The sequence below is a fragment of the Solibacillus palustris genome (genome assembly GCF_022549215.1).
Classification (GTDB): domain Bacteria; phylum Bacillota; class Bacilli; order Bacillales_A; family Planococcaceae; genus Solibacillus; species Solibacillus daqui.
The window spans coordinates 67,534-92,031 of record NZ_JAKZFC010000005.1 but is presented as its reverse complement, the minus strand read 5'-3'; the positions used below and the strand labels follow the sequence as shown (position 1 = coordinate 92,031).

At 37.6% G+C, this 24,498-nt stretch carries 24 protein-coding genes; 4 read left to right on the top strand and 20 right to left on the bottom strand.

The window, feature by feature from the left end; translation table 11 throughout:
• Nucleotides 1-147 precede the first annotated feature (147 nt).
• The 14 genes from hisIE to LZ480_RS13280 form a co-directional block, all read right to left on the bottom strand.
• Complete coding sequence (hisIE, locus tag LZ480_RS13345; protein ID WP_241369977.1) at nucleotides 148-771, bottom strand: bifunctional phosphoribosyl-AMP cyclohydrolase/phosphoribosyl-ATP diphosphatase HisIE; 624 nt, start codon at nucleotides 769-771, stop codon at nucleotides 148-150.
• On the bottom strand, nucleotides 768-1,526 hold the full coding sequence (gene hisF, locus LZ480_RS13340; RefSeq protein WP_241369975.1) for an imidazole glycerol phosphate synthase subunit HisF: 759 nt from the start codon (nucleotides 1,524-1,526) through the stop codon (nucleotides 768-770). Before hisF ends, hisIE begins: the two co-directional genes overlap by 4 nt.
• Complete coding sequence (hisH, locus tag LZ480_RS13335) at nucleotides 1,520-2,140, bottom strand: imidazole glycerol phosphate synthase subunit HisH (RefSeq protein WP_332844041.1); 621 nt, start codon at nucleotides 2,138-2,140, stop codon at nucleotides 1,520-1,522. The genes hisF and hisH overlap by 7 nt, the downstream gene beginning before the upstream one ends.
• On the bottom strand, nucleotides 2,137-2,727 hold the full coding sequence (hisB, locus tag LZ480_RS13330; RefSeq protein WP_241369973.1) for an imidazoleglycerol-phosphate dehydratase HisB: 591 nt from the start codon (nucleotides 2,725-2,727) through the stop codon (nucleotides 2,137-2,139). Before hisB ends, hisH begins: the two co-directional genes overlap by 4 nt.
• Nucleotides 2,727-4,010: a histidinol dehydrogenase gene (gene hisD, locus LZ480_RS13325; protein WP_241369972.1), complete on the bottom strand. Its 1,284-nt coding sequence runs from the start codon at nucleotides 4,008-4,010 to the stop codon at nucleotides 2,727-2,729. The genes hisB and hisD overlap by 1 nt, the downstream gene beginning before the upstream one ends.
• A gap of 13 nt (nucleotides 4,011-4,023) precedes the next feature.
• Nucleotides 4,024-4,647, bottom strand: a complete 624-nt coding sequence (gene hisG, locus LZ480_RS13320) for an ATP phosphoribosyltransferase (RefSeq protein WP_241369970.1) — start codon at nucleotides 4,645-4,647, stop codon at nucleotides 4,024-4,026.
• A gap of 2 nt (nucleotides 4,648-4,649) precedes the next feature.
• Entirely contained in the window at nucleotides 4,650-5,810 is a 1,161-nt protein-coding gene (locus tag LZ480_RS13315; RefSeq protein WP_241369969.1) for an ATP phosphoribosyltransferase regulatory subunit, read from the bottom strand.
• Nucleotides 5,811-6,087: 277 nt separating this feature from the next.
• Entirely contained in the window at nucleotides 6,088-6,621 is a 534-nt protein-coding gene (locus LZ480_RS13310) for an acyltransferase (RefSeq protein ID WP_241369967.1), read from the bottom strand.
• Between the two features lie 2 nt (nucleotides 6,622-6,623).
• A complete protein-coding gene (gene ppaX / locus LZ480_RS13305; protein ID WP_241369965.1) occupies nucleotides 6,624-7,265 on the bottom strand; it encodes a pyrophosphatase PpaX in 642 nt (213 codons plus the stop codon).
• Between the two features lie 57 nt (nucleotides 7,266-7,322).
• Nucleotides 7,323-8,189: a prolipoprotein diacylglyceryl transferase gene (gene lgt / locus LZ480_RS13300; RefSeq protein WP_241369963.1), complete on the bottom strand. Its 867-nt coding sequence runs from the start codon at nucleotides 8,187-8,189 to the stop codon at nucleotides 7,323-7,325.
• A gap of 60 nt (nucleotides 8,190-8,249) precedes the next feature.
• On the bottom strand, nucleotides 8,250-9,188 hold the full coding sequence (gene hprK / locus LZ480_RS13295) for an HPr(Ser) kinase/phosphatase (protein ID WP_241369961.1): 939 nt from the start codon (nucleotides 9,186-9,188) through the stop codon (nucleotides 8,250-8,252).
• A gap of 136 nt (nucleotides 9,189-9,324) precedes the next feature.
• Complete coding sequence (gene cccB / locus LZ480_RS13290) at nucleotides 9,325-9,642, bottom strand: cytochrome c551 (RefSeq protein ID WP_241369959.1); 318 nt, start codon at nucleotides 9,640-9,642, stop codon at nucleotides 9,325-9,327.
• Between the two features lie 52 nt (nucleotides 9,643-9,694).
• On the bottom strand, nucleotides 9,695-10,558 hold the full coding sequence (locus LZ480_RS13285) for a YitT family protein (protein WP_241369957.1): 864 nt from the start codon (nucleotides 10,556-10,558) through the stop codon (nucleotides 9,695-9,697).
• A gap of 239 nt (nucleotides 10,559-10,797) precedes the next feature.
• A complete protein-coding gene (locus LZ480_RS13280) occupies nucleotides 10,798-11,778 on the bottom strand; it encodes an ABC transporter substrate-binding protein (protein WP_241369956.1) in 981 nt (326 codons plus the stop codon).
• A 182-nt stretch (nucleotides 11,779-11,960) separates the two neighbouring features.
• Between LZ480_RS13280 and LZ480_RS13275 the strand changes: the two genes are divergently transcribed.
• The 3 genes from LZ480_RS13275 to LZ480_RS13265 are packed head-to-tail and all read left to right on the top strand — an operon-like array spanning nucleotide 11,961 to nucleotide 14,826.
• Nucleotides 11,961-12,962 (top strand): FecCD family ABC transporter permease, encoded by a 1,002-nt coding sequence (locus LZ480_RS13275; protein ID WP_241369954.1) that lies wholly within the window; start codon nucleotides 11,961-11,963, stop codon nucleotides 12,960-12,962.
• On the top strand, nucleotides 12,962-14,017 hold the full coding sequence (locus tag LZ480_RS13270) for a FecCD family ABC transporter permease (protein WP_241369952.1): 1,056 nt from the start codon (nucleotides 12,962-12,964) through the stop codon (nucleotides 14,015-14,017). The genes LZ480_RS13275 and LZ480_RS13270 overlap by 1 nt, the downstream gene beginning before the upstream one ends.
• Nucleotides 14,018-14,031: 14 nt before the next feature.
• Nucleotides 14,032-14,826 carry an ABC transporter ATP-binding protein gene (locus tag LZ480_RS13265; protein ID WP_241369950.1) on the top strand — a complete coding sequence of 265 codons (795 nt, stop codon included), beginning with the start codon at nucleotides 14,032-14,034 and terminating at the stop codon, nucleotides 14,824-14,826.
• Nucleotides 14,827-14,964: 138 nt separating this feature from the next.
• Here the strand turns inward: LZ480_RS13265 and LZ480_RS13260 are convergent, their stop codons facing one another.
• Entirely contained in the window at nucleotides 14,965-16,203 is a 1,239-nt protein-coding gene (locus LZ480_RS13260; RefSeq protein WP_241369948.1) for an EAL and HDOD domain-containing protein, read from the bottom strand.
• Between the two features lie 98 nt (nucleotides 16,204-16,301).
• Here LZ480_RS13260 and LZ480_RS13255 point away from each other — a divergent pair, with 98 nt between their 5' ends.
• Nucleotides 16,302-17,078 (top strand): enoyl-CoA hydratase-related protein, encoded by a 777-nt coding sequence (locus tag LZ480_RS13255; RefSeq protein WP_241369946.1) that lies wholly within the window; start codon nucleotides 16,302-16,304, stop codon nucleotides 17,076-17,078.
• A 106-nt stretch (nucleotides 17,079-17,184) separates the two neighbouring features.
• Here the strand turns inward: LZ480_RS13255 and LZ480_RS13250 are convergent, their stop codons facing one another.
• The 5 genes from LZ480_RS13250 to LZ480_RS13230 all read right to left on the bottom strand — a co-directional run bounded on the left by LZ480_RS13250 (nucleotide 17,185) and on the right by LZ480_RS13230 (nucleotide 24,494).
• The gene (locus LZ480_RS13250) at nucleotides 17,185-17,823 is read right to left on the bottom strand and encodes a DedA family protein (protein WP_241369944.1); all 639 of its coding nucleotides are present in this window, start codon (nucleotides 17,821-17,823) and stop codon (nucleotides 17,185-17,187) included.
• Nucleotides 17,824-18,034: 211 nt separating this feature from the next.
• Entirely contained in the window at nucleotides 18,035-20,008 is a 1,974-nt protein-coding gene (locus LZ480_RS13245) for a S9 family peptidase (RefSeq protein ID WP_241369942.1), read from the bottom strand.
• 117 nt (nucleotides 20,009-20,125) lie between these two features.
• Nucleotides 20,126-21,676, bottom strand: a complete 1,551-nt coding sequence (locus LZ480_RS13240; RefSeq protein WP_241369940.1) for a fatty acid--CoA ligase family protein — start codon at nucleotides 21,674-21,676, stop codon at nucleotides 20,126-20,128.
• Between the two features lie 138 nt (nucleotides 21,677-21,814).
• Entirely contained in the window at nucleotides 21,815-23,755 is a 1,941-nt protein-coding gene (locus tag LZ480_RS13235) for an FtsX-like permease family protein (RefSeq protein WP_241369938.1), read from the bottom strand.
• Entirely contained in the window at nucleotides 23,721-24,494 is a 774-nt protein-coding gene (locus LZ480_RS13230) for an ABC transporter ATP-binding protein (protein WP_241369936.1), read from the bottom strand. The genes LZ480_RS13235 and LZ480_RS13230 overlap by 35 nt, the downstream gene beginning before the upstream one ends.
• Between the last annotated feature and the right edge of the window lie 4 nt (nucleotides 24,495-24,498).

Here is a 24,498-nt window from a genome sequence, read left to right as displayed (position 1 = left end):
TTTACTTTATATGAAAGGCTATACTTGTTTTTATACAAAGAAATAAGGAACGAGCATGGTGTCGTTCCTTAATCAATTCTTATTATTATAGCATATTTATGCTCATTAGCATAAAACCTCACATTACAAAGTCGTGAAATTTGCTCATTATTTTTGTGGTTTTTTACCTTCGTGACGTTTTTGTAGTACTTCTAACACCTCATACACATCTATTTTTTGTTCCTGTAGTAAAACTAATAGGTGATAGATGAGGTCTGCTGCTTCCCATTTCACTTCTTCTTTATCACGATTTTTCGCACCAATTACTACTTCAGTCGCCTCTTCCCCGACTTTTTTACAAATTTTATCGATTCCTTTTTCAAATAGGTACGTAGTATATGCACCTTCTGGCATATCGATTTCGCGCTGTCTAATAACTTCAACTAATTGCGGTAAAATTGCCACTGACCCTGGGCGTACATTATCTACAATTGTTTCAGTAAAGCATGATGTTGTACCGTTATGGCAAGCTGGGCCTTCTGGAAGCACCTCGATTACTAACGCGTCTTGATCACAGTCCGCTTTAATTGATACAACTTGTTGCGTGTTACCGCTCGTTGCACCTTTATGCCATAATTCGTTGCGTGAGCGAGAGAAGAACCATGTTTCGTTCGTTTCAATCGTTTTTTGTAATGATTCCTCGTTCATATAAGCTACTGTTAATACTTCTTTTGTTTGTGCATCTTGGACTACAGCAGGAATTAAACCTTGCTCATTAAACTTTACATTCATCGTACGTGAACCCCTTTTTCTTGTAAGTAGCTTTTTACTTCGGCTACGCTCGTTTCTTTATAGTGGAAAATGCTTGCAGCAAGTGCAGCATCTGTATCAACATCTTGAAGTACTTCACGGAAGTGTTCGGCATTACCAGCACCGCCACTTGCAATAACCGGCACAGTTACAGCATCACGTACCGCTTTTGTAAGCGCCAAATCGAAACCTGATTTTTCGCCGTCTTGATTCATCGACGTTAGTAAAATCTCACCCGCACCAAGTCGAACTGCTTCTTTTGCCCAGTCGACTGCTTTCCACTCGGTTTTATTGCGACCGCCATGTGTATAAACCATCCATGTCGCATCTTCTTCTGAGTAACGCGCATCAATCGCACAAACGATGCACTGTGAACCGAAATAATCAGAGCCTTCTTTAATTAGCTCTGGGCGTTCTAGTGCAGACGTGTTTACAGATACTTTATCAGCACCTGCACGTAAAATACGTTTCATATCATCTAATGTACGAATGCCACCACCAACTGTAAATGGAATGGCTAATGTGGACGCTGTTTGGCGTACCACGTCCACCATCGTTTCGCGCCCTTCATGTGAGGCCGAAATATCTAAAAATACAAGCTCATCTGCACCTTGCTCATCATAAAATTTCGCTAGCTCAACTGGATCACCTGCATCGCGCAGCTCCACAAACTGTACACCTTTTACAACACGGCCTTCTTTTACATCGAGGCACGGAATAATTCGTTTCGTTAACATACTGTATCCATAACCCCTTTCGCCCACGCTGTTAATAAGTGCACACCAAACTGACCTGATTTTTCAGGATGGAACTGCATGCCTGTAAAGTTTTCCTCTGAAACAATTCCTGGTACCTGTATATTTTCATAATCCGCATAAGCAACGAGTTCCTCGACATTCATATCGCTCGCATAAAATGAGTGCACAAAATACACATGACGCGCTTCTGGTAATGATTGCACATTTAGCCAATTGGGTGTTTGTTGTAACTCCAAATTATTCCACCCCATATGTGGAATGCGCGAAACTCCTTCAAAACGCTTTATACGACCAGTGAAAATGCCAAGTCCCTTTGTTTGTGTAACTTCATCACTTTCTTCAAATAACAGCTGCATCCCTAAACAAATTCCTAGTAGTGGCTTTTTTGTTGTTTGAATGAAATCGATTAAATCCGTTTCTTCTAGGCGTTTCATTGCATCTGGAAATGCACCAACACCTGGTAGTACTAATGCATCAACCGCTTGCAATTGCGCTTTATCACTTGTAACAATAACTTCAGCATCAAGCTTTTTTAACGCCTGCTCAACGCTGAATAGATTACCCATTCCGTAGTCAATTACACCAATTTTCACGTTAACAGCCCCTTCGTTGATGGCACACCTTTTACGCGTGGGTCAATTTGGATTGCATCATCTAACGCACGTGCTACTGCTTTAAAGATGGCCTCAATAATATGGTGTGTATTTAGACCATAAGGCACGAGAACATGCAAATTAATGCGAGCCTCTAATGCAAACTTCCATAAAAATTCATGTACTAATTCTGTATCAAATGTACCAACTTTAGCATTAAGAGTTGGTGTCACACGATACTCTAAATGTGGGCGATTCGAACAATCAACTATAACTTGTGCTAACGCGTCATCCATTGGTACAAAAGCATTCCCATAACGTTTAATCCCTTTTTTGTCACCTAATGCTTCGCGGAATACTTGACCTAATACGATACCGATGTCTTCTGTTGTATGGTGATCGTCAATCCACGTGTCGCCATTAGCAATAATTTTGCCATCAAACAAACCGTGCTTAATGAAAAGGTCGAGCATATGGTCCATAAAACCAACGCCTGTTTCAATTTCTGCTTGACCTGTACCGTCTAAAGTTAGTTCTACTGCGATTTTTGTTTCATTCGTATTTCGTTCGATTTTTGCAAAACGCATTATGCTTCGTCTCCTTTATCCCATCCACGTGATTCTACTGCACGAGCATGTCCTTCTAACCCTTCTAAACGAGCTAGTCTGGCAATTTTTGACGCATTTTGTTGCCATGTTTTTTGACTATAATACACAACGCTCGTACGTTTTATGAAATCATCAACATTTAAGCCACTTGCAAAACGTGCTGTTGAGTTTGTTGGTAACACGTGGTTTGTTCCTGCAAAGTAATCTCCCACTGGCTCCGAGCTATAACGCCCGATGAATATCGCACCTGCATGCGTAACCATCTGTGATACTTGCTCTGCATTTTCCGTTACAACTTCTAAATGCTCAGGCGCTAAAGAGTTTACCGCACGTACAGCTTCTTCGATTGATTCTGCCACATATATTTGACCAAAGTTTTCAATCGCTTTACGTGCGATTGCTTCACGTGGTAATCTACTTAACTGTATTTCAACTTGCTCGGCTACTTCATCGGCTAAATCATCACTCGTCGTAATTAATACTGCGCACGCTAATGTATCATGCTCGGCTTGTGATAAAAGATCCGCTGCAATTTCATCCGCATAGGCTGTATCATCTGCTAATACGCAAATTTCTGAAGGACCGGCAATCATATCAATCGCCACTTCACCGAACACTTCACGTTTTGCTAAGGCGACGTAAATATTACCTGGACCTGTAATTTTATCAACCGGTGCAATCGTTTCTGTACCATAAGCAAGTGCGGCAATCGCCTGTGCACCGCCCGCTTTATAAATTTCTGTAACCCCTAAAATATGTCCTGCTACTAACACGGCTTCTGGTAATTTACCATCCTTACCAGCAGGTGATGTAATAACGATTCGTTTTACGCCCGCTACTTGCGCCGGGATCACATTCATTAGTACCGAAGATGGATACGTTGCTGAACCACCTGGTACATATAAACCAACCGCATCAAGTGCTGTAATACGCTGCGCTAAATAAGAACCATCAGCAAGCGGTAATTGGAATCCGTTACGCTTTTGTTCATTATGATACAGACGAATATTGTCAGCTGCTTCTTGTAAATCCATATATAATTGGGAGTCAAAATTATTTACTGCATCTGTAATTTCCTGCTTAGTCACACGTAAGTTTTCTGGTGCAAAACCGTCCCATTTTTCACTATAGTATTTAATCGCCGCATCGCCTTTTGCACGAACATCTGCAATGACTTCACGTACGGTTTGCAGTTGCTGTTCGTTGCCTTGCTCTAGCTGGCGTTTTAACGAAATATCACTTGTTAACGTTGTAATTTTCATAACGAAGCCTCTCTTATTTCACACATTTTTTTAAGCGTGTTACTAAGTCTTGAATACGCTCGCTCTTCATACGGTAGCTTACTGGATTGGCAATTAAACGTGAAGAAACCTCTGCAATGCGCTCATATTCGATTAAGCCGTTTTCCTTTAATGTACGACCTGTTGAAACGATATCAACAATACGATCTGATAAGCCAATCATTGGTGCTAATTCAATCGAACCGTTTAATTCGATAATTTCCACTTGCTCGCCGATCCCTTTGTAATATTTCATCGCGATGTTTGGATATTTTGTCGCTATGCGTGGTGCAATTTCGTTCATTGTTGTATTGGGTAACCCAGCTGATGCGATATAGCATTCACTAATTTTTAAATCGAGTAGCTCATGGACTGTACGTGCTTGTTCGAGTAAAACGTCCTTACCAGCAATGCCGATATCTGCAACGCCATGCTCTACATAAACCGGTACGTCCATTGGCTTTGCTAAAATGAAGCTAATTTGTTCTTCTGGAATTTCAATCATCAGCTTGCGAGTCATTTCTACTTCTTCTGGAAGGTTAAAGCCTGCTTCTTGTAACATCACATATGCTTCTTCAAAAATACGACCTTTTGGCATCGCAATAGTTAGTGCTTTCATGCTTATGCCTCCTTGCTTTTAAATTCGTTTACTAGTTTAAATTGTGCTTTAAGTGCATTCACATTTTCGATACCTTCATATGCTTGGAATGTCACTTGTTTACCTTGTTCACGTAAAAGTTGCGCCAGTGTCATTGCTTCAGAAAAACGCTCCGCTGAGAATAATACAAGCACATCATTGTTGTCGATTTCGATTTTTGGCATCGCTTCAAATACACGATCTACACGTAAGCCAAAGCCTGTTGCACCAACCTGTGAACCGAAATGCTCTAAGAGTCCATCATAGCGACCACCATTACCTAATGGGAATCCACTCCCTGATGCAAACACTTCAAATAACATCCCTGTGTAATAGCTCATATGACTTGAAAGTGTAAAATCAAAGGCGATATACGGCTCATAGCCCGCAGCATCTAAAATACGCGATAAATTACGCATATATTCAAGTGCCTCGTTTTTACGTACATATTTTTCAATTGCTTCAATTGAAGGTAGGCTAATCGCTTCTTCAATGTAAGCCAGTAAAGCATCCGATTTTGTTTTCGGTAAATCAAAAGCAAGTACCGCCTCTTCAAAGCCTACATAATTGCGTTTTACAAGGAGTTCATTTAACGCCTTTGCTTGTTGTTCACTTTCTGTATAGTCTTTTAAAATGCAACTTAATACACCTGCATGACCAATTGTTACTTTGAAATCTTCAATGTTATAGGCCTTTACTAAATCAATCGCTGTCATAATGACTTCTGCATCAGCAAAAACACTTGAATCTCCAATTAGTTCGATGCCCATTTGATCGAATTCTGCTGGGCGGCCACCTTCGCGCTGTTGTGCACGAAACACATTGGCAAAATAAGCTAGGCGTTGTGGAATTTTTTCTTTTAATAATTTCGATGTCGCTATACGCGCAATCGGTGTTGTCATATCTGGTCGTAATACAAGCGTATTTCCTTGATTATCAACTAATTTAAAAAGACGCGCATCTGAAATTGCCGATGCTTTGCCGACTGTATCGTAATATTCAACAGAAGGGGTTTTAATAAATTCGTAGCCGCGTCCTCGAAGTAGCTCTCGTCCTGTTGAGCGGATTTGTTCTAATTTTTCGTAGATATTGGGAAATGTATCGCGCATCCCAAGAGGTTTTTCAAACATTTTAATTGCTGACATTTTGACACATCCTAAACTTTAAATAAGATTTCCGTTCCGATCTTCACTTTAATCTGCTAGAGTGATAAATCACTAGTGTATGAAAGTATTTTACTGCTAGAACTGATTACAGTCAACCCACTATTCTTAATAGATTTATTAAATTGAATTTTCTGATATATTTCATTATACACCAATTTCTCATCAACTTTGACGTGACATACTGGATCCCATTACGTCATTAGTATTTGTGCGTAAGAAAAAAGCAAAACCTCTAGAATGAGATTTTGCCTTTGTATTATTTATTTTGCCAAACCGGATTGTCTGATTTTTTACGCTCTGCCATCTCTTCTGCAGTAAAAATAATACGCATTGGATTTCCACCAGCCATCGCCCCAGCCGGTACATCTTTATGAACAAGCGTCGCGGCTGAAACAATCGCACCGTCACCTATTTTAACCCCCGGTAAAATGGTTGAATTTGCACCAATCATGACATGACTACCAATTTCAACATCACCTAAACGATATTCTTCAATCAAATATTCATGCGCTAATATTGTCGTATTAAAACCTATTATCGTGTTATCACCAACTGAAATTCGTTCCGGAAACATCGAATCTGGCATGACCATTAACGCTATTGACGTTTGTTTACCAATTTTCATTTTTAAAAAAGTACGATATAGCCAATTTTTCACTGATAAAAACGGTGTGATTCGACCAATTTGAATAACCGTAAAGCATTTCATAATTTTCCAAAACGACACCGTCTCATAGACATTCCACAATGAATTCGCACCTTGTACACGGTAGCGCTCCGTTCGTCTCATCGCTATTCCCCTTTCACAATTTCAAGTAAGTCGCGCATATGATGCAGCATATATGTCGGTTCGAAAGTTTTTAAAAAATCGACACCTTTTGCAGACCATGCCACCCCTGCTGTACGCACACCAGCATTTTTTCCCCCTTCAATATCATGCGAATTATCACCAATCATAATCGCTTCTTCTTTTGGTACTCCTAATTTTTCTAGTGCTAATAATACTGGTTCAGGATGCGGCTTTACATGCTCAACATCATCTACTCCTACAATCACTTCAAATAAGTGCTCTGCTTTTAAGATATTTAAGCCACGTGCTAAGCCCTCACCACTTTTTGTCGAAACAATTGCTAATTTAATACCCATTGTATGAAGCGCTTCTAATGTTTCAAGTACAGCATCATAGCCTGTGACAAGTGCGTCGTGATTCGCTGCATTCCATTCTTTATACTTAGCAATCATCTCATCGGTTTCACCTGGCGTTATTTCGTCAAATGTCTGCTTCAATGACGGACCAATGAATTGTAAGCAGTCTTGTGTCGAATATTTCCCCGGAAATTTTTCGTCAAAAATATACATAAACGTTTGAACAATTAAGTCATTGGTATTTAATAACGTACCATCAAAATCAAATAAAAGTGCGGTTGTTTTCATTTTATTGCCTCTTTCTTGTAAAAAACCGTTCGCAACAATTGCAAACGGTCTACATCATTATTTCTTTTTCGTTTGTTTTTTCTTCGCCGGTGTTGTCGTTGCTTTATCTTTATCTAAATAATAAATAGCAGGTTTCACATTCACACGGCGGTAAATAATACAAATTAATCCGACTGCAAAGCCAATGATCGAAACAACTTGTGCTGAACGTAAGTCACCTACTAAATATAAGCTGTCTGTACGTAAACCTTCGATAAAGAAGCGTCCAAATGAATACCACATTAAATAGAAGAAAAACATTTCGCCGCGACGCCAGTTCCACTTGCGGGCGAATAATAAAATAATTAAGCCGATGACATTCCATAATGACTCATATAAGAATGTTGGATGAACATATGTACCATCTTCTTTAATATACATTTGCTCAATAATCCAGTTTGGTAAAAATAAATTTTCTAAAAAACTGCGGCTAACAGGCCCACCATATGCTTCTTGATTGACGAAGTTGCCCCAACGACCAATAATTTGACCAATCAAAATACTCGGTGCAGCGATATCTGCCAAATGTAAAAAACTCGTTTTACGTTTTCTCGTAAAAATGTAAGCCGTAATAAATGCTCCAATTAGCGCTCCATGAATGGCAATTCCACCATTCCAAATTTCAATAATACGGCCCGGATTTTGGCTATAATAATCCCATTTCATTGAAACGTAATAGATACGCGCACATAAAATCGAAATCGGCACTGCCCAAAGTAATAAATCAGCAATATACTCTGAATCATAACCATGGCGCACCGATTCACGCTGCGCAATAAAATAAGCAAGTACAATTCCTAATCCAATTAAAACTCCGTACCAGTACACCGGGATAGGTCCCAAATGAAAGGCAACAGGGTTAATGGCTAAAACAACTGATGACATAATATTCTCCCTTCAATTACAGCATTATCACGTTGACGTATATGCAGTTCCAACAACTGATTAAAAATCATCCATTTCATCTCTAGGAACAAGCATATCATCTAATCGACGTGAAAATTCCTCCGCTGCATTCACACCCATTTTTTTCAGGCGATAATTCATTGCAGCAACTTCAATAATTACCGATACATTTCGTCCAGGCTGTACTGGAACGGTTAGCTTTGTAACCTCGGTATCAATGATTCTCATTTTTTCTTCATCTAATCCTAGACGATCGTAAAACTTATTAGGATCCCAGTTCTCTAGTTCAATAATTAAAGTAATGCGTTTATACGGACGCACAGCACTTGCGCCAAATAACGTCATAATATCAATTATACCTATACCACGAATTTCAAGTAAGTGTTCCAGTAATGGCGGTGGACTACCAATTAACATATTTTCACCTTCTTGGCGAATTTCCACACTATCATCGGCAACAAGACGATGACCTTTTTTCACAAGTTCAAGTGCAGTTTCACTTTTCCCTACTCCACTTTTCCCCATAATTAATACGCCAATACCATATACATCGACAAGTACACCATGCATCGCTGTCGTTGGTGCTAACTTACTTTCTAAAAAGTTCGTTAATCGGCTTGAAAAACGAGTTGTTGTTAGGGACGTGATCAGTACAGGCACATGATTTTCATTGGAAGCATCGATTAATTCCTGTGGCACTTCCAAACCACGTGAAATAATAATTGCTGGTGTTTGCTCAGAACATAAACGCTTCATGCGGCTTACTTTTTCATCTTTAGGCAGCATTTCAAAAAACGATAGCTCGGTTTTTCCTAACAATTGCACACGATTTGCCGGATAGTGTGTGAAATAACCTGCCATCTCTAGCCCTGGGCGGGAAATATCACTTGTAGTAATATAGCGCCCAATTCCTACTTCTCCACTTACTAATTCCAACTGAAATTTTTCCATAACATCTCTTGTGATTACTTGAATCATGAATTTGATACTCTCCTATCTTCAACCCATCTCCACTGTATTTTAACATGTAACCAACAATTGCTATATAATCTGAACTTAATTTTTTGAAAATAAAAACGATGAAGCCTATTCGCCCCACCGTTTTATAGATAAATTACTTTAATCCTGATAAATATTCAGCTGCAGCTTCAGCTTTTTCTCCTTTAATAATACCAGGAGGCATGCGATCCTTACCATTTAAAATAATATCTAAAATTTCTTCTTGCGTGTAAGTAGCGCCTAATTTATCTAACGCTGGCGCACTTCCACCTTGTAATTGACCACCATGACAAGTTGCACAAGATTGCTGTACGATTTTTTTACCATCCAATTCTGCTGTTTCTCCGTTTGATGATTCTGAATCACCGCCACCACATGCTGCTAAAAATAGTGCAGACCCTAATACAATTGTAGAAAGTAAACTTTTCTTCATTCTGAACCCCTCCAAAAATGAACTTTTCTATTCGTTCACTAGTATAACAAATTTACGCTTGTTTGAAACCTTCTCCCAACACTTCATATGCGTCCGAAACAATAACAAACGCTAGTGGGTCAACATCTTTCAACACTTGTTTCAGCTTTGTGAACTCTGTTTGATAGACAACAACCATCAGCACTGGGCGATTTTCACCTGTATACCCACCAATTGCAGACAGCTTCGTAACACCACGGTTAACTTCTTTATAAATTGCATCACGCACTTCGTTTTCCCTTTGTGTAATAATATAGACCATTTTAGATTGACTAAAACCGAGTTGAATAATATCAATTGTTTTTGTTGTCACATAAAGGCCAATAAGTGCATATAACCCTTTTTCTAAATCAAATACAATTGCCGCGCTCACTGCAATAATTCCGTCAATTAACAGCACGCTCGTTCCAAGGGTTAGACCTGTATATTTCGTAATAATCTGTGCTAACAAGTCTGTTCCACCAGTAGATGCATTACCCTTAAACACTAAACCAATTCCGAAACCAACGATGATTCCACCAAAAATTGAACCTAATAACGGATTTAGTGTCCAAGGCTCCCAATCCTCTGTGAAAATAACGAACATTGGTAACGCCAATGTCCCTACTAGAGACTTCACACCAAATTTCTTCCCTAGAACTAAAACACCTGCAATGAATAATGGTATATTAAACGCATATTGTACAATCCCCGCATTCCAACCAAACATACCGTGTAATATTGTACTAATTCCGCTAACTCCACCAGAGGCGACTTGGTTTGGGAATAAAAAAACATTGAAACCAAGTGCAATCACCGCTGCACCAACAATTACAAATATATATTCCTGTATAACATTTTTCACAGAATTACGTGATTGATAAACTGTCTTTTCCATGTAAATCCTCACTTCTTTTCCAAATTCCATTGAATTATAGCAAATTCATTCATAAAAGAGAACTTCATTACGTTAAAGGAAATATAGTTAAACATTGCACAAAATACAAATAGTATTTCAGTATAGCTTTTAGTAGGGACGATAAATGAAAAACGCTATACTTTCATCATTATGTCGATAAAAGTATAGCGTTTTTTATTCATATAATAAGTGAAGTGCCTTTTAGATATAAAAAACTTTTATTTCGTAAAGATTTCTTCTATTTGGTCAAGCATAATGTTAGCTGCTAATATACCACCTGCAGTATTCCAAATTACATCGTCAACTTTATGTGCATTTCCTTTTTGTACAGCAGTTAGATTTTTCCAAAGTGGATCTTGTGTCCACTCTGTTTCAGTAGCTAATGCTGAATTATCATCTTTTGGCATGTAAGTAAAGTAGAAAATTACATCTCCATCCATTTTCGGAATTACTTCTTTTCCAACTTCAACAGCTAAATTCCCTAATTTTGCATTATCTTTAAATAATTCAGCTTGGGCTGGTACACGTTTGAATCCTAATGAATCAAAAATAACTCCTGAGAATGAATCAGTATAATAGATTCGAGATTTATCAGCCATAAAACGGACAAATGAAACTTCTTGATTTGTTTTATCGCCTAAATTCCCTTTGACAGATTGTACTTTATCATCGTAAGCTTTTAAAACTTCTTCACCTTTAGCTTCTAGATTTACTGCTTTTGCATATAGTTTGAAGTTTTCTTTCCAATCACCACGTAATGTTTCTGAGAATACTGTTGGAGCAATTTTGCTCAGTTTTTCGTAGTCTTTTTCTTGTCTTAATTTATTCCCAATGATTAAATCGGGCTTCAATGAAGCAATTTTTTCAATATTGACTTCGCTTTCAGTGCCTACAACTTCAACACCTTCCATATCGTCCTTAATATGATCGTACCAAGGATCACCTGTCCAAGATTGAACTGCTCCAACTGGCTTAATACCTAAAGCTAAAATTGCTTCTGTTCCTTCATTTGTTAAAACAACCACACGTTTTGGTGTATCTTGTACCTCTGTTGTACCCATAGCTTGTTGTACAGTGTACGCTTTACTCTCATTTGATTTTTGTTCTTTCGGTTCTTCTTTTGTATTGCCACATGCAGCTAGGGCAAATACAGCCACTATTGCAAGCAATACTAGTAATTTACGAAATACTTTTTGCATCTTTTCTTCCCCCAATGTATGTGATAGAATGTTTAAGTAGATTTTTGAAAATGAGAATCAATTTCATTTACTTGAGAACGATAATAATAATATTGTAAGAATCTCTTGCTGTCAATAAATAAAAAATAAAATTTTATTTTTTATTGTAAAAACAATCTATTTAGAAAAGAGTTTGACATTATATGATTTTTAAAAGTAATTTTTCAAAAATGATTGCATTAATAGTTGGAGCGCTACTTTTACTTTTATGCATGGGCATAAGTATTGTATATGGTTATGCAGATACTTCCATCCAAACAACGTATCAATCATTTACACAATTCAATAATTCTAACGAACACATCATCATTCAAAACGTTCGCATCCCGAGAGCTCTCATTGCTACTTGTGTGGGTGCTTCCTTAGCTATAACTGGAGTACTTATGCAAACATTAACGAAGAATCCTTTAGCTTCGCCTGGGATACTAGGAATTAATGCGGGAGCCGGCTTCGCAGTCGTATTTGCAATGATTTTCTTCCATATATCAAGTCTGCAATCTTTTGCATGGATTGCATTTTTAGGTGCAACAATTGCAGCACTAGCTGTTTATGGCATTAGTTCGTCAGGTAGAGATGCAATAACCCCTGTCAAAATAACTTTAGCTGGAGCAGCTATTAGTGCTTTATTTGCGTCTTTTACTCAAGGGTTACTAGCAACAAATGAAGCAGAGCTCGACCAAGTACTATTCTGGTTGGCTGGATCTGTACAAGGGAGAAAGCTTGAAATCTTACTTGCTGTACTACCCTATTTAGTATTTGGTTGGATTGCCGCTCTACTGATTTCTTCAAAAATGAATATTCTTGCGCTTGGAGATGATGTAGCAAAAGGATTAGGGTTACCTTTAGGATTCATGAAGGTAGCGGTTGGTCTTATTGTTATTCTATTAGCCGGTGGTTCAGTTGCAATTGCTGGTCCTATAGGTTTTATTGGGATTGTGGTACCCCACTTTGCCCGAAAGTTTGTTGGTACAGATCATCGTTGGGTTATCCCAATGGCTGCTTTATTAGGTGGCATTCTTTTACTACTTGCAGACGTAACAGCCCGTTATATCATCATGCCTCAAGAAGTACCAGTAGGAGTTATGACAGCAATAATCGGGACACCTTTCTTTATTTACCTTGCGCGAAAAGGTGGAAAAAAATAATGAAGCATTTCAAACCCATTCGTTTATTACAAAATAAAATATCCTTTTTACTTGATGTGAGAGCCTCAAAAAAAATATCGATTATTAGCATTATTGCAATAGCTGTTTTCTTATTTAGTGCTTCATTAGGTGAATCATTTATTAATCCTGTTAAGGTGTTTCAAGTTCTTATGGGTAAAGGTACTGAATTCGATCAATTAATTATTGTCGATTTCCGATTGCCAAGAATTTTTATTGCTGCTTTTGCAGGAATGGCATTGGCAGTAGCAGGTGCCATTTTACAAGGAATTATTAAAAATCCACTAGCTTCTCCTGATATAATTGGCATTTCAGCTGGTGGTAGTGTTGCTGTTGTTGGTTTTTTAGCCATTTTCAGTGATTCTAATCATTCTTTAACAGTTAGTATTGAATGGCTACCACTAGCTGGTTTTATCGGCGCTACTTTCGTTGGTATGATCGTGTACCTATTTGCTTGGAAAGATGGTGTAACACCCAACCGCCTTGTATTAATCGGTATCGGTGTTTCTGCTTTTATGCAAGCTATCACAACGATGCTGATGATTATTGGTCCCATTTATAAGGCAAGTGAAGCGAATAAGTGGATAACAGGAAGTGTTAAAAGTGCAACTTGGGAACAGGTTCAAATAATTATCCCAGTGATACTGGCACTTCTACTTATCACAATCTTTATTACACGACAATTAAATGTCCAAGAACTGGGTGATGATATGGCGGGGAGTTTAGGACAATCTGTTCAAAAAACACGTCTCCTTTTATTAATCCTAAGCTCGAGTTTAGTAGCCAGCGCCATTTCTTTCGCTGGTGCAATAGGGTTTGTCGGTTTAATGGCACCACATATTGCTCGACGCATTGTAGGTCCATCATTTAGTGTTTTAATACCAACATCCGCAGCAATAGGCGCATTACTCGTTATGGTTGCAGACATTATTGGTCGCACTGCATTTAGTCCATTAGAAGTACCAGCTGGTGTATTTACCGCTGCCATTGGTGCTCCTTACTTCATCTATTTATTATTTAGAAACCCTAGGAAATAAAGGAGTCAGATTGCATGACTGAATCTATAGAAACAAAATCACTTACACTTAGTTATGGTGATATAAACATCATTGAAAATCTAGATTTGTCTATTCCAATGAATGAGATTACCGTGTTAATTGGTGCCAATGGTTGCGGAAAATCTACGCTTTTACGCTCAATTGCACGATTATTAAAACCGAAGCAAGGATCTGTATTATTAGATGGATCGGACATTTTTAAGTTATCAACAAAACAAGTAGCAAAAAAACTCTCCATTCTCCCTCAGTCACCCGTAGCACCGGAGGGATTGACAGTTCTACAACTTGTTAAGCAAGGCCGTTATCCTCATCAAAGCTGGAGAAAACAATGGACACCAAAAGATGAGGAAATAGTTTTGAATGCATTAAAAGCAACTGGTGTTGAACACCTTCAAGATAAATCCGTGGACGAGCTTTCTGGTGGTCAACGTCAACGCGCATGGATTGCGATGACTCTTGCACAAGATACAGATATAATTTTGTTAGATGAACCAACAACATACTTGGATTTAACACATCAAATAGAAGTATTAGATCTGCTATTTGAATTAAATCAACAGCAAAATCGAACAATTATTATGGTCCTTCATGATATAAATCTCGCATGTCGTTATGCCGATCACATCATAACTGTTCGTAATCAGACAGTATTTAATCAAGGAAAACCTAAAGAAATAATGACTTCCACATTGGTAAAACATGTATTTGATCTTAAATGTAAAATGATTGATGATCCGATCTTCGGTACACCTTTATGTATTCCATATGGTAAAGGGCATAAAATCTAAAATAAGGCACTTCTTGTTCGATTTTGAACAGGAAGTGCCTTATTGATTTAACTATACCTTATTCTTTTTCATGGAGCAGCTCAATATGCATTTCATATTAACCGAAGATCATTGCGACATCTTCATCTTTGTTTATTATTAATTCATATCAATTGCTTCATTCACCCAGACACGCGCTTCTTCATATATCGGTATAATCTTATCTTTCGAAATGTTTAATTGTCGCGCTAGAGGTACGATTTCCGCCCAATTTAGTTTGCTTAGCGCAATGCTAAATTGCAAATATGGCGTCATTTCCGTCTCGGCACCGCTAATCGTTTCTATAATATTTTCGGCTAAAGGCAGTTGCACTAAAATCGAATTGATTGGACGATTTAATAATGCGTCTATTAATGAAAATAACCCAATTAAAAAATACTCTGAATAATTATTTTGATAATTTAATCGCGCACATTTTTCGCATACTTTCGCTCTGAATAACGAAGCATATATTAATTCATTGAATACCTCGCCTTTTTTCTGTATATCTGACTCGTGCATCGCTAGTAAGTAAATCCATTTTCGAAGCTCTGTTAGCCCCAGTAATATTATTGCCTGCTTAATAGAACGAACTTTCGATTTCGAACGCTTCGATGAATTATTAATTAGCTTTAATAGGCGATAAGTTAATGAGATTTCCCGTTCGATATATTCAACTAACATATCAATATTCGTATTTTCATCACGCATTAACGAAATAATTTGGAAATATTGAAATAGGTTTGCCGGTATGTCTGTAGCTTTTAAAATTTGCGGTCGTTGAAAGAAATAACCTTGAAACAATGAATATCCTAAATACTTTGCCTGTTCATATACCTCACGTGTTTCTACTTTTTCTGCAAGTAGTTGAATATGCGGGAAATTGGCTTTTACTTTATTTTCAATAATGGCTCTCTCTTGTTCAGATGTCTGTATAAAATCAAGTTTAATATAGTCTACTAACTCAAATAAATTGTCATAGATGAGCACGCTTTCGTCCATCGTAAAATCATCTAATGCTAGTTTAAAACCATTGCGCTTTATTGTTTTAAGTCGATCAATTAATGCTGGAGTAATTGGGATATTCTCTAAAAGTTCAATTACTACTTTTGTCGGATTAAAAAAATGAAGCTCCTCCTGCATAATCAAATTTTCTGTAAAATTGATAAAAGATGGGAGACCATTCGATACTTCCTTAAAACCAATCGTTATAAACGAATTGATCAAAACATCTATGGTCGCTTTATCGGAATCAATTTGAGAAAATTTATTTACATCATTGTTTCGATATAAAAGCTCATACGCAACAATTTCTTCTTCACTATTAAATATAGGTTGCCTGCCGATGAAAACTTCCATTTTAAATTCCCTTCCTCAATTTTATTTAGATTCATTGTATTTTTCTTATTTTCCATTGTACTATAAAGTAGATTAACAAAATATAGGAGGTTATAATTGTGAACACTATAAAATATGAGCAAAAAGATTTTATCGCCTATGTTACATTAGATCGTTCTGATATGTTAAATGCTTTTAACTTTGAAATGCTAGAGCAATTACGCAAAGTAATTGAATCGATTCAAATTCACCCTGATATTCGACTTGTAATTATTACCGGCGCTGGTGATAAAGCCTTTTCAGTTGGAGCGGATTTAAAGGAACGTAAAACTTTGCCTGATACACTTGTTAAACGAAATTTAAATCGCTTTGGCGAGGTGTTTTCACTCATTGAGCAATTGCCACAGCCAACAATTTGTGTCTTGAATGGCTATGCTTTTGGTGGTGGTCTTGAACTAGCGCTTGCTTGTGATTTCCGTATTGCCGCAGATTCCATTACACTTGGCTTAACGGAAACAAGCCTCGGGATTATCCCAGGCGCAGGTGGTACGCAACGTTTACCGCGCTTAATCGGCGAAGCAAAGGCACTAGAATTAATCTTAACTGCCAAACGTATGACAGCCACAGAAGCACTACACTATGGCGTAGTCACAAAAATTGCACCAAGAGAACAGTTACATGAGATAACAGCAGAGTTCGCAGCAGTCATTTTAAAAAATGCACCAATCGCCATTCAACAGGCAAAATTTGCTGTAAAGCAAGGTATGAAAACAGATATTCAAACCGGATTACAAATAGAACGTAAAGCTTATGAACTTACGATTCCAACAGATGATCGCATTGAAGCACTTAACGCCTTTGCAGAAAAAAGACCTCCTCAGTTCCGAGGAAAATAAGGTCTTTTAAATGCTTATGAATACTTTATGTATTTCTCTTTCTATATTCATAAATCAATAGTTAATACAAAAGGGCATCGCTAAATGTTTAGCAATGCCCTTTTCATTATTTTTTACGTGCTTTTAGTGCACCAATAATTGCTGGTAATACTGAAATCACAATAATTAAAATAAGTACTAACGAGAAGTTTTCTTTAATAATTGGAATATTACCGAAGAAGTAGCCGAGCAGCGTACAACTCATTACCCATAAAAACGCACCTAATACGTTATAGAATAGGAAGTAACGATAGTTCATGCGACTTGCACCGGCAACAAACGGAATGAATGTACGAATAAATGGCATGAAACGTGCAATAACAATCGTTTTACCGCCATGTTTATTAAAGAAGCGCTGTGCAATTTCTAAACGCTCACGATTAATAACTCGTCCGATAAAACTGTTTTCCGGAATAGACATCCCTACTTTATGTCCAATATGATAATTGACTGTATCCCCGAGAACTGCTGCCGCGAAAAAGATAATCAATAATGTATATAAATTAAATGCACCTAATGCGGCCAGAGTACCACTCGCAAATAATAGTGAATCCCCCGGTAAAAATGGCATAATCACTATGCCTGTTTCAACGAACACAATCGTAAATAAAATCCCGTACGACCAATTCCCAAACTGTTGGATAATTTCAACAAGATGTTCGTCGATGTGTAAAATAAAATCAATTAACCCATAAATGATTGACATCGTTACTCTCTCTTTTCTGCTAAATTATTTTTTTATTTTACCATACTATGAAAGTGATGGTTGATTATTTCGTCTATGTAAAGACGTTTAGTACGTTGAATTGTTGCCACAACTCAATGTTTGCTAAACAAATTTACAAAACTGTAATATTACTTTGCAATTAGAAACAAAATGAAAAGGCATCCACTTTCGATGGATACCCTTTTTCATGTTATAAATATTTAATAAACCAACCCGTAATTTGAGCTAAACGCTCTACTCGTAAGCTCGGAATCCCTGTACGTGATAAGTTATGGTCACTTTCTGGGAAGCGAACAAATGCTACTTCTTTACCCATACGTTTTAGTGTAATGTATAATTGCTCTGCTTGCTCTATTGGACAACGGAAATCACGTTCGCTATGCAAAATTAATAGCGGTGTTTCCACATTTGCTGCGTACTTTAATGGTGAGTGATGCCATAGCTTTTCGACATTATTCATATCGGCAAGCATTTGCCATTCTGTGAAGTAATAGCCAATATCCGATACCCCATTAAAACTAATCCAGTTTGAAATTGAACGTTGTGTTACCGCTGCTTTAAAGCGGGTAGTATGTCCTACCGCCCAGTTTGTCATGAAGCCACCGTAGCTACCACCCGTTAAGCCAAGACGCGCCTCATCAATCCAATCATAGTTGGCTAACGCATAATCTAATCCAGCCATAATATCTTCATAGTCTCCGCCACCATAATCACCGCGCACTGCATCTACAAAGCTTTGCGAATAGCCATGACTACCACGTGGGTTTACATATAAGACGCCATAGCCTTGAGCTGCTAATAGCTGCATTTCGTGGAAGAATGTGTTGGCATAAAGTGTATGTGGTCCGCCATGAACTTCTACAATTAGTGGATACTTTTCACCCGCAATGTAATTTGCTGGTTTCATAATCCATCCATGCACAGTGAAGCCATCTTTTGTTGGATAAACAATTGCCTCTGGTGTTGAAAGTGTTGTGTTTGCTAGAAATTCGGCATTAAATGTTGTTAATTGTTTGCGCTCACCTGTTGTAATATCAAAATCAAATAGCTCTCCAGGAAATGTTGGATTTGATACGGTCATTAATGCACGATTACCATTTTTAAAAATCGCATAGCCATATACGTGTTCATTTTCAGGGGATGCCGGATAAATCGCCCCTTCAAGCGTTGCATAGTACAAACGAACATCACCTTCTGTTGACACTTGGAAATACAAATCATTGTTTTCCGTCCACATGACAGTTGGTGCTGATGCAGCTTGTTGAGTGTCTCCTACCGCATAATCCCCTACTGGTACATCAAACATTTCTGTTAGCTTTTGTCTATTTTTTGATTGTGTATCGTAAATATAGACATGACCATGCGTTGCGTTTTTAAATGTTTGATCTGAACCGCCAAATGCAATATAGCGGTCATCAAATGAAAACGCAGCGTCTCCATAATAACCATCTTCCTCGATTAACATTATTTCTTCTTTTGTGTCCACATCTACTAAATAAAGCGGTGTGCGGAATACATCATCAGTGTTGTCAACTCTGTTTACTGCTACTACTAGCGTTTTCCCATCATGTGAAATTCCTTGTAAGCTATGTGAATAAGGTGCATCTGTATATGCCGTTACTTCTTTTGAGCTCAATTCAACAACAGCAATTTGTGCATGGCGATTTTGAGGTAATAGCCCTAAGCTATCGGCTTTATACTTCATTTTGTCGACTACATATGCTTTCGGAAATTTTTTATCTTCCTTTTCTTCCTCGTCAGTAATTGCTAGCCCTTCTTTGACTGAAGTTGTCAGCCAAATCTTTTCACCGCAAGGGCTCCATAAAAATGAGTTAACCCCATTTGGTAATGTCGTAAGTTCTTGCGCTTCGCCTCCGCGACTATTTAATAAATAGAGCTGTTGTTTTTCGCCACGCTTCACTAAAAATGCCACTAGTTTACCATTCGGCGACCAAGCTGGACTTGAGATTCGTTCGTTTCCAAATGTCCATTGTGTCAAATGGCCTGATGCTAATTCAATGTGAAATAAATGGGCATTATAATTATTTTCTTTTTCGTTCATTTGTGTACGAATAAATAGCGCTTCCTGCTCATTTGGCGCTAGCACTGGATTGGTAATCGATTGTAGTTCAAATAAGCTTTCTTTTGTTACAAAGTTTGTCATAAGTCACCTCATTATTATTTCGGATTACGTAATATATAGTTTACCAGTTTTTATTTAAAATTCAAAATATAAAATAAATAACACTTACCACCAATCAAAGCGGTAAGTGTCGAATTATTAGGCTTTCATCGCTTCTTTTAAGGAACGACGCAAAATTTTACCTGTCGTATTTTTTGGTAACTCATCAATAATTTCGATGACTGTAGGTACTTTATATTTTACGATATGCTGCGCGCAGTATTCTTGAATATTTTCTACTGTTAATGAAGGATCCTTTAGTACAACATAAGCATGCACTGCCTCACCGAAGTTTGGATCTGGGAAGCCGACAACAGCCGCTTCTACAATACCGCTGTGTGAATACAACACTTCCTCTACTTCACGAGGATATACATTAAAACCACCTACAATAATTAAATCCTTTTTGCGATCCACGATAAAGAAATAATCTTCTTCGTCTTTTCGTGCTAAGTCACCTGTATATAGCCAGCCATCGCGAATCGTAACCGCTGTTTCTTCTGGCATTTTATAATAGCCCTTCATCACATTTGGTCCACGAACGATTAATTCGCCTACCTCACCAATTGCGACTTCTTGACCAGTTTCATCAACAACTTTATTTTCTACATTAATGATTGCTTGTCCGATTGAACCAGGCTTACGGTCACGATCAATTGGATTAAAACAAGTAACTGGTGAAGCTTCTGACAGACCATAACCTTCTGAAATTCGTACATTAAACTTATTTTCAAAGTTATGTAGTAATGATACTGGCAATGAAGATCCACCTGAAATCGCTACGCGTAATGTAGATAATGCACTTACATCGCCACCTTCAAATTGGTATAAGAAGTTAAACATTGTCGGTACGCCTGCAAATACCGTTGCTTTATGGGTAACAGCTAACTCAAAAATTTCACCTGGGCTAAAGCGTGGCGCTAATAAAATTGTAGCTCCACGTGTTAATGGCGCATTCACTACTACCGTTAATGCGAATACGTGGAATACCGGTAACGTGGCAATAACACGATCTTCATGTGTCATTTTTAAATAATCACCAATATCTCGTGCATTTGAATAAAGATTATTATGTGTTAACATCGCACCTTTCGGATGACCTGTAGTACCTGATGTATACAAAATAATCGCTGTATCATCTGGTGCCACTTCTACTGGGTCAACAGAACGTGTTGCACCCGCTAACACTTGTGTAAATAATTTTGTTTTCACTTTCACTGTGTCAGATAACGCTGCATATTTCTCGCCAATATCAGGTGTCGTTTCGCATACGATGTAATTTGTCACTTGTGGGAATCCTTGCACCCCTGCCTCCACAAGCGGTAATAACATATCTAGTGCGATAACAACCTTTACATCACCATTTTTAATAATGTACGAAATTTCGTCTGCTGTATAAATTGGGTTGATTGGAATAGCAACTGCCCCAATACGCATTGACGCGTACAAACTAATGATAAAATGCGGTGTATTGCCGAGTAAAAGGCCGATATGATCTCCCTTTTGTACACCTAAATCTTTTAGAGCTCCAGCAAAACGTGAAATTGTTTGCTCTAATTCTCCATAAGAAGTGCCCTTCCCTAAAAAGTGATACGCTGTTTTTTCTGGTTGTTCGAAAGCTTGTTGTCGTACTTTTTCAACTAAATTCAATACACCCATCCCCTTTTCACGTAAAATGAAAGAATATTCACTTTAATAGAAGTATAAAATAAGTATATTAATAAAACAACATCAATTTCTGCGTTATTACATAAATATTGTTTTTAATACACTTTTCCCAATTTTTCATTACCCACTAATATGCGAAATATAGCGCCAACGAATTAAGAAGAAATAGACAATTTGGATAAATATAAAGCTCGTAAATGAAAACACCACCTCTTTTGCGATGGACAAATTCATATAATCATTTAACACCATTTGCACGACATAAAATGCAAATGCGCTGTGCATCAGGGCTAATCCCCACGGTAAGAAAAATTGAATGACTAAATTCCGAGTGACAATTCGGTTCATTTCTTTGTCTGTTAACCCAATTCGCTTTAATGTATTAAACTGCTTTTTCTCTCGATCTAAGTTTGCATAAATTTTGAAATACACAAAACTACCCGAAGCAAGTAAAAATACAGCAACTACCAAAATTCCAACAAGTGTCAATAATGAGTACGTAGCTAATATATAAGAATAATTTAGCCCTGCATTTTCAAAATAAAATGGCAATGAGTAATTTCTATTCAGCACATACTCACTTGCAACCATTTGCTGAATACCTAGTCCAACAAATTCGGTTTCATTCCAATTCGGAATATCAAACGTAAATAAATGGTAGCCAGGCTCAACATCTGGTGCACGTTCGAATTCATTTACTAGCTTTTCAAAATCTTCGTCACTAATAATAATCGAATTACTACTAATCATCGCCGCTGGGAAAAACATTTGCGGGTACACACTATTAATCGTTAGTGCAACATTATTTTCCTTTAATGTTGTGTGCACAACCGTTTCACGAAGCTCTTTTATTGAATCCTCCGAATACGGAATGAACATTGCTTCTCCACTATTCAAACTAACAAGCGGGTATTTATACGAAAACAGCAAATGATTAACATCAGTTTCCCGAAAAACCTCTACCGGATTCGATGTAAAAGTAGACGTTTGACGCACTACGGAAAAGCGTGTCATATGATAACTAATACCGTTTTGCTCTAGATCCTTAATAATTGAAAGTACATGTTCGATTTCATAAGGATTATCGATTTCCCCCTTATAAATAATGCCAATTGGGTTGATTTTATCATATTGAGATGTGTAGGATGACATCGCAGATAACACGCCTACTGTCAAAAACGCCAATGTCGAAACAAGTGTCACGACAAAAAACATTCGCGAATTTACACGCAGGACTTGTACTTGATCGGCAATCAATACCATACGGGATTGCTTCCAGTACACATGCTTGCGTCGCTTAATACGGTCAATTACGAGTAACGTCGTATCTGAAAAGAAATAATACGTACCAAACGTCACAAATATCGGAATAAGTAACGTATACGTAAAAATAGACGATTTAGTTGTTAAAAGTGCCAAGCTATATCCAACAACGATTAATACAATACCCAAAATTGCTTTGCATTTCGAATATGACTGCTCAATTTCAATCGATTGCTGTCCACGAATCAAATCGCGGATCTTTAAGTCAGGAATAAACATCATACTAATCGTCGAAATAATGACAAATGCACTTAAATAAACAAAAAGAGTAAGTACAAAAGGTTCCCACGAGAAATACATTGGCAATGCCGATAAATTCAAAATTTCTCGCACTATCATAAAGAAAAAATTCGAAAAAGCAAAACCAAAAACGATGCCCAACAAACACGAAAACAGCCCGATTGTCATCGTTTCAATGAAAATTAACTTTCCAAGCTGATGACGACTCATGCCGAGCTGTAGTAATATTGCAAATTCCTTCGAACGTGCTTCTAAAAATGCACGCAACGAATAGTAAATAAAAAACCATGAAAATAACACGAGTATAATTTCCGCAAAAACCATGCCCGCAATCGAGACTTCTCCTAAAAAGCCACTTTCAATTTCAGGGTGAAACATGAGCATTGAGTAAATAAAAAAAACAAACACACTAAAAAAGGTGGCCATAAAAAACGCCGCATAATTTCGGAAATTGCGGAAAACGTTACGGTAAGCGAATTGAAGAAAAGTCACCAACATGTCCCCCTAGTAGGCTTAGTACATTTAATATGCGTTGGAAAAACGTTTGACGACGGTCATCCTTATAGATTTCATTGAAAAATTCACCATCTTTTATAAAAATGACACGGTCACAATAACTAGCAGCGATCGGATCATGCGTCACCATTAATATGGTCGTCTTGTTTTCTTTATTCATTTTTACAAGTAGCTCTAACACTTCACGAGATGCATTGGAATCTAAATTCCCTGTAGGCTCATCTGCTAAAACCAGCATCGGATCATGGATAAGTGCACGTGCAATTGCTGTACGCTGCGCCTGCCCACCTGATATTTCGTTTGGACGCTTATGCAAAATTTGCGTTAAATCTAGCTTATCACTTAAGAATGCAAGACGTTCTTCCATCACTTTAATTGGCTGTTCATCAAGCGTTAATGGCAAAATAATATTTTCCTCCACCGTTAACGTTGGCAATAAATTGAATTCTTGAAATACAAAACCTAACTGTCTACGGCGAAAATAAGCCAGTTCCTCACTCGTAAATTTTTGTGGTTTCATACCATCAAAAACGACTTCACCCGAAGTTGGTACATCAATCATCGACACAACATTCATAAGCGTTGTTTTCCCACTACCAGATGGTCCCATAATGGCAACAAATTCACCCTTTTCAACCTCAAAACTTAACTGATTGAGTGCACGGTTTGTTACTTTACCCTCATAAACTTTCGTCACTTCATGTATTTGTAAGATTGACATAATT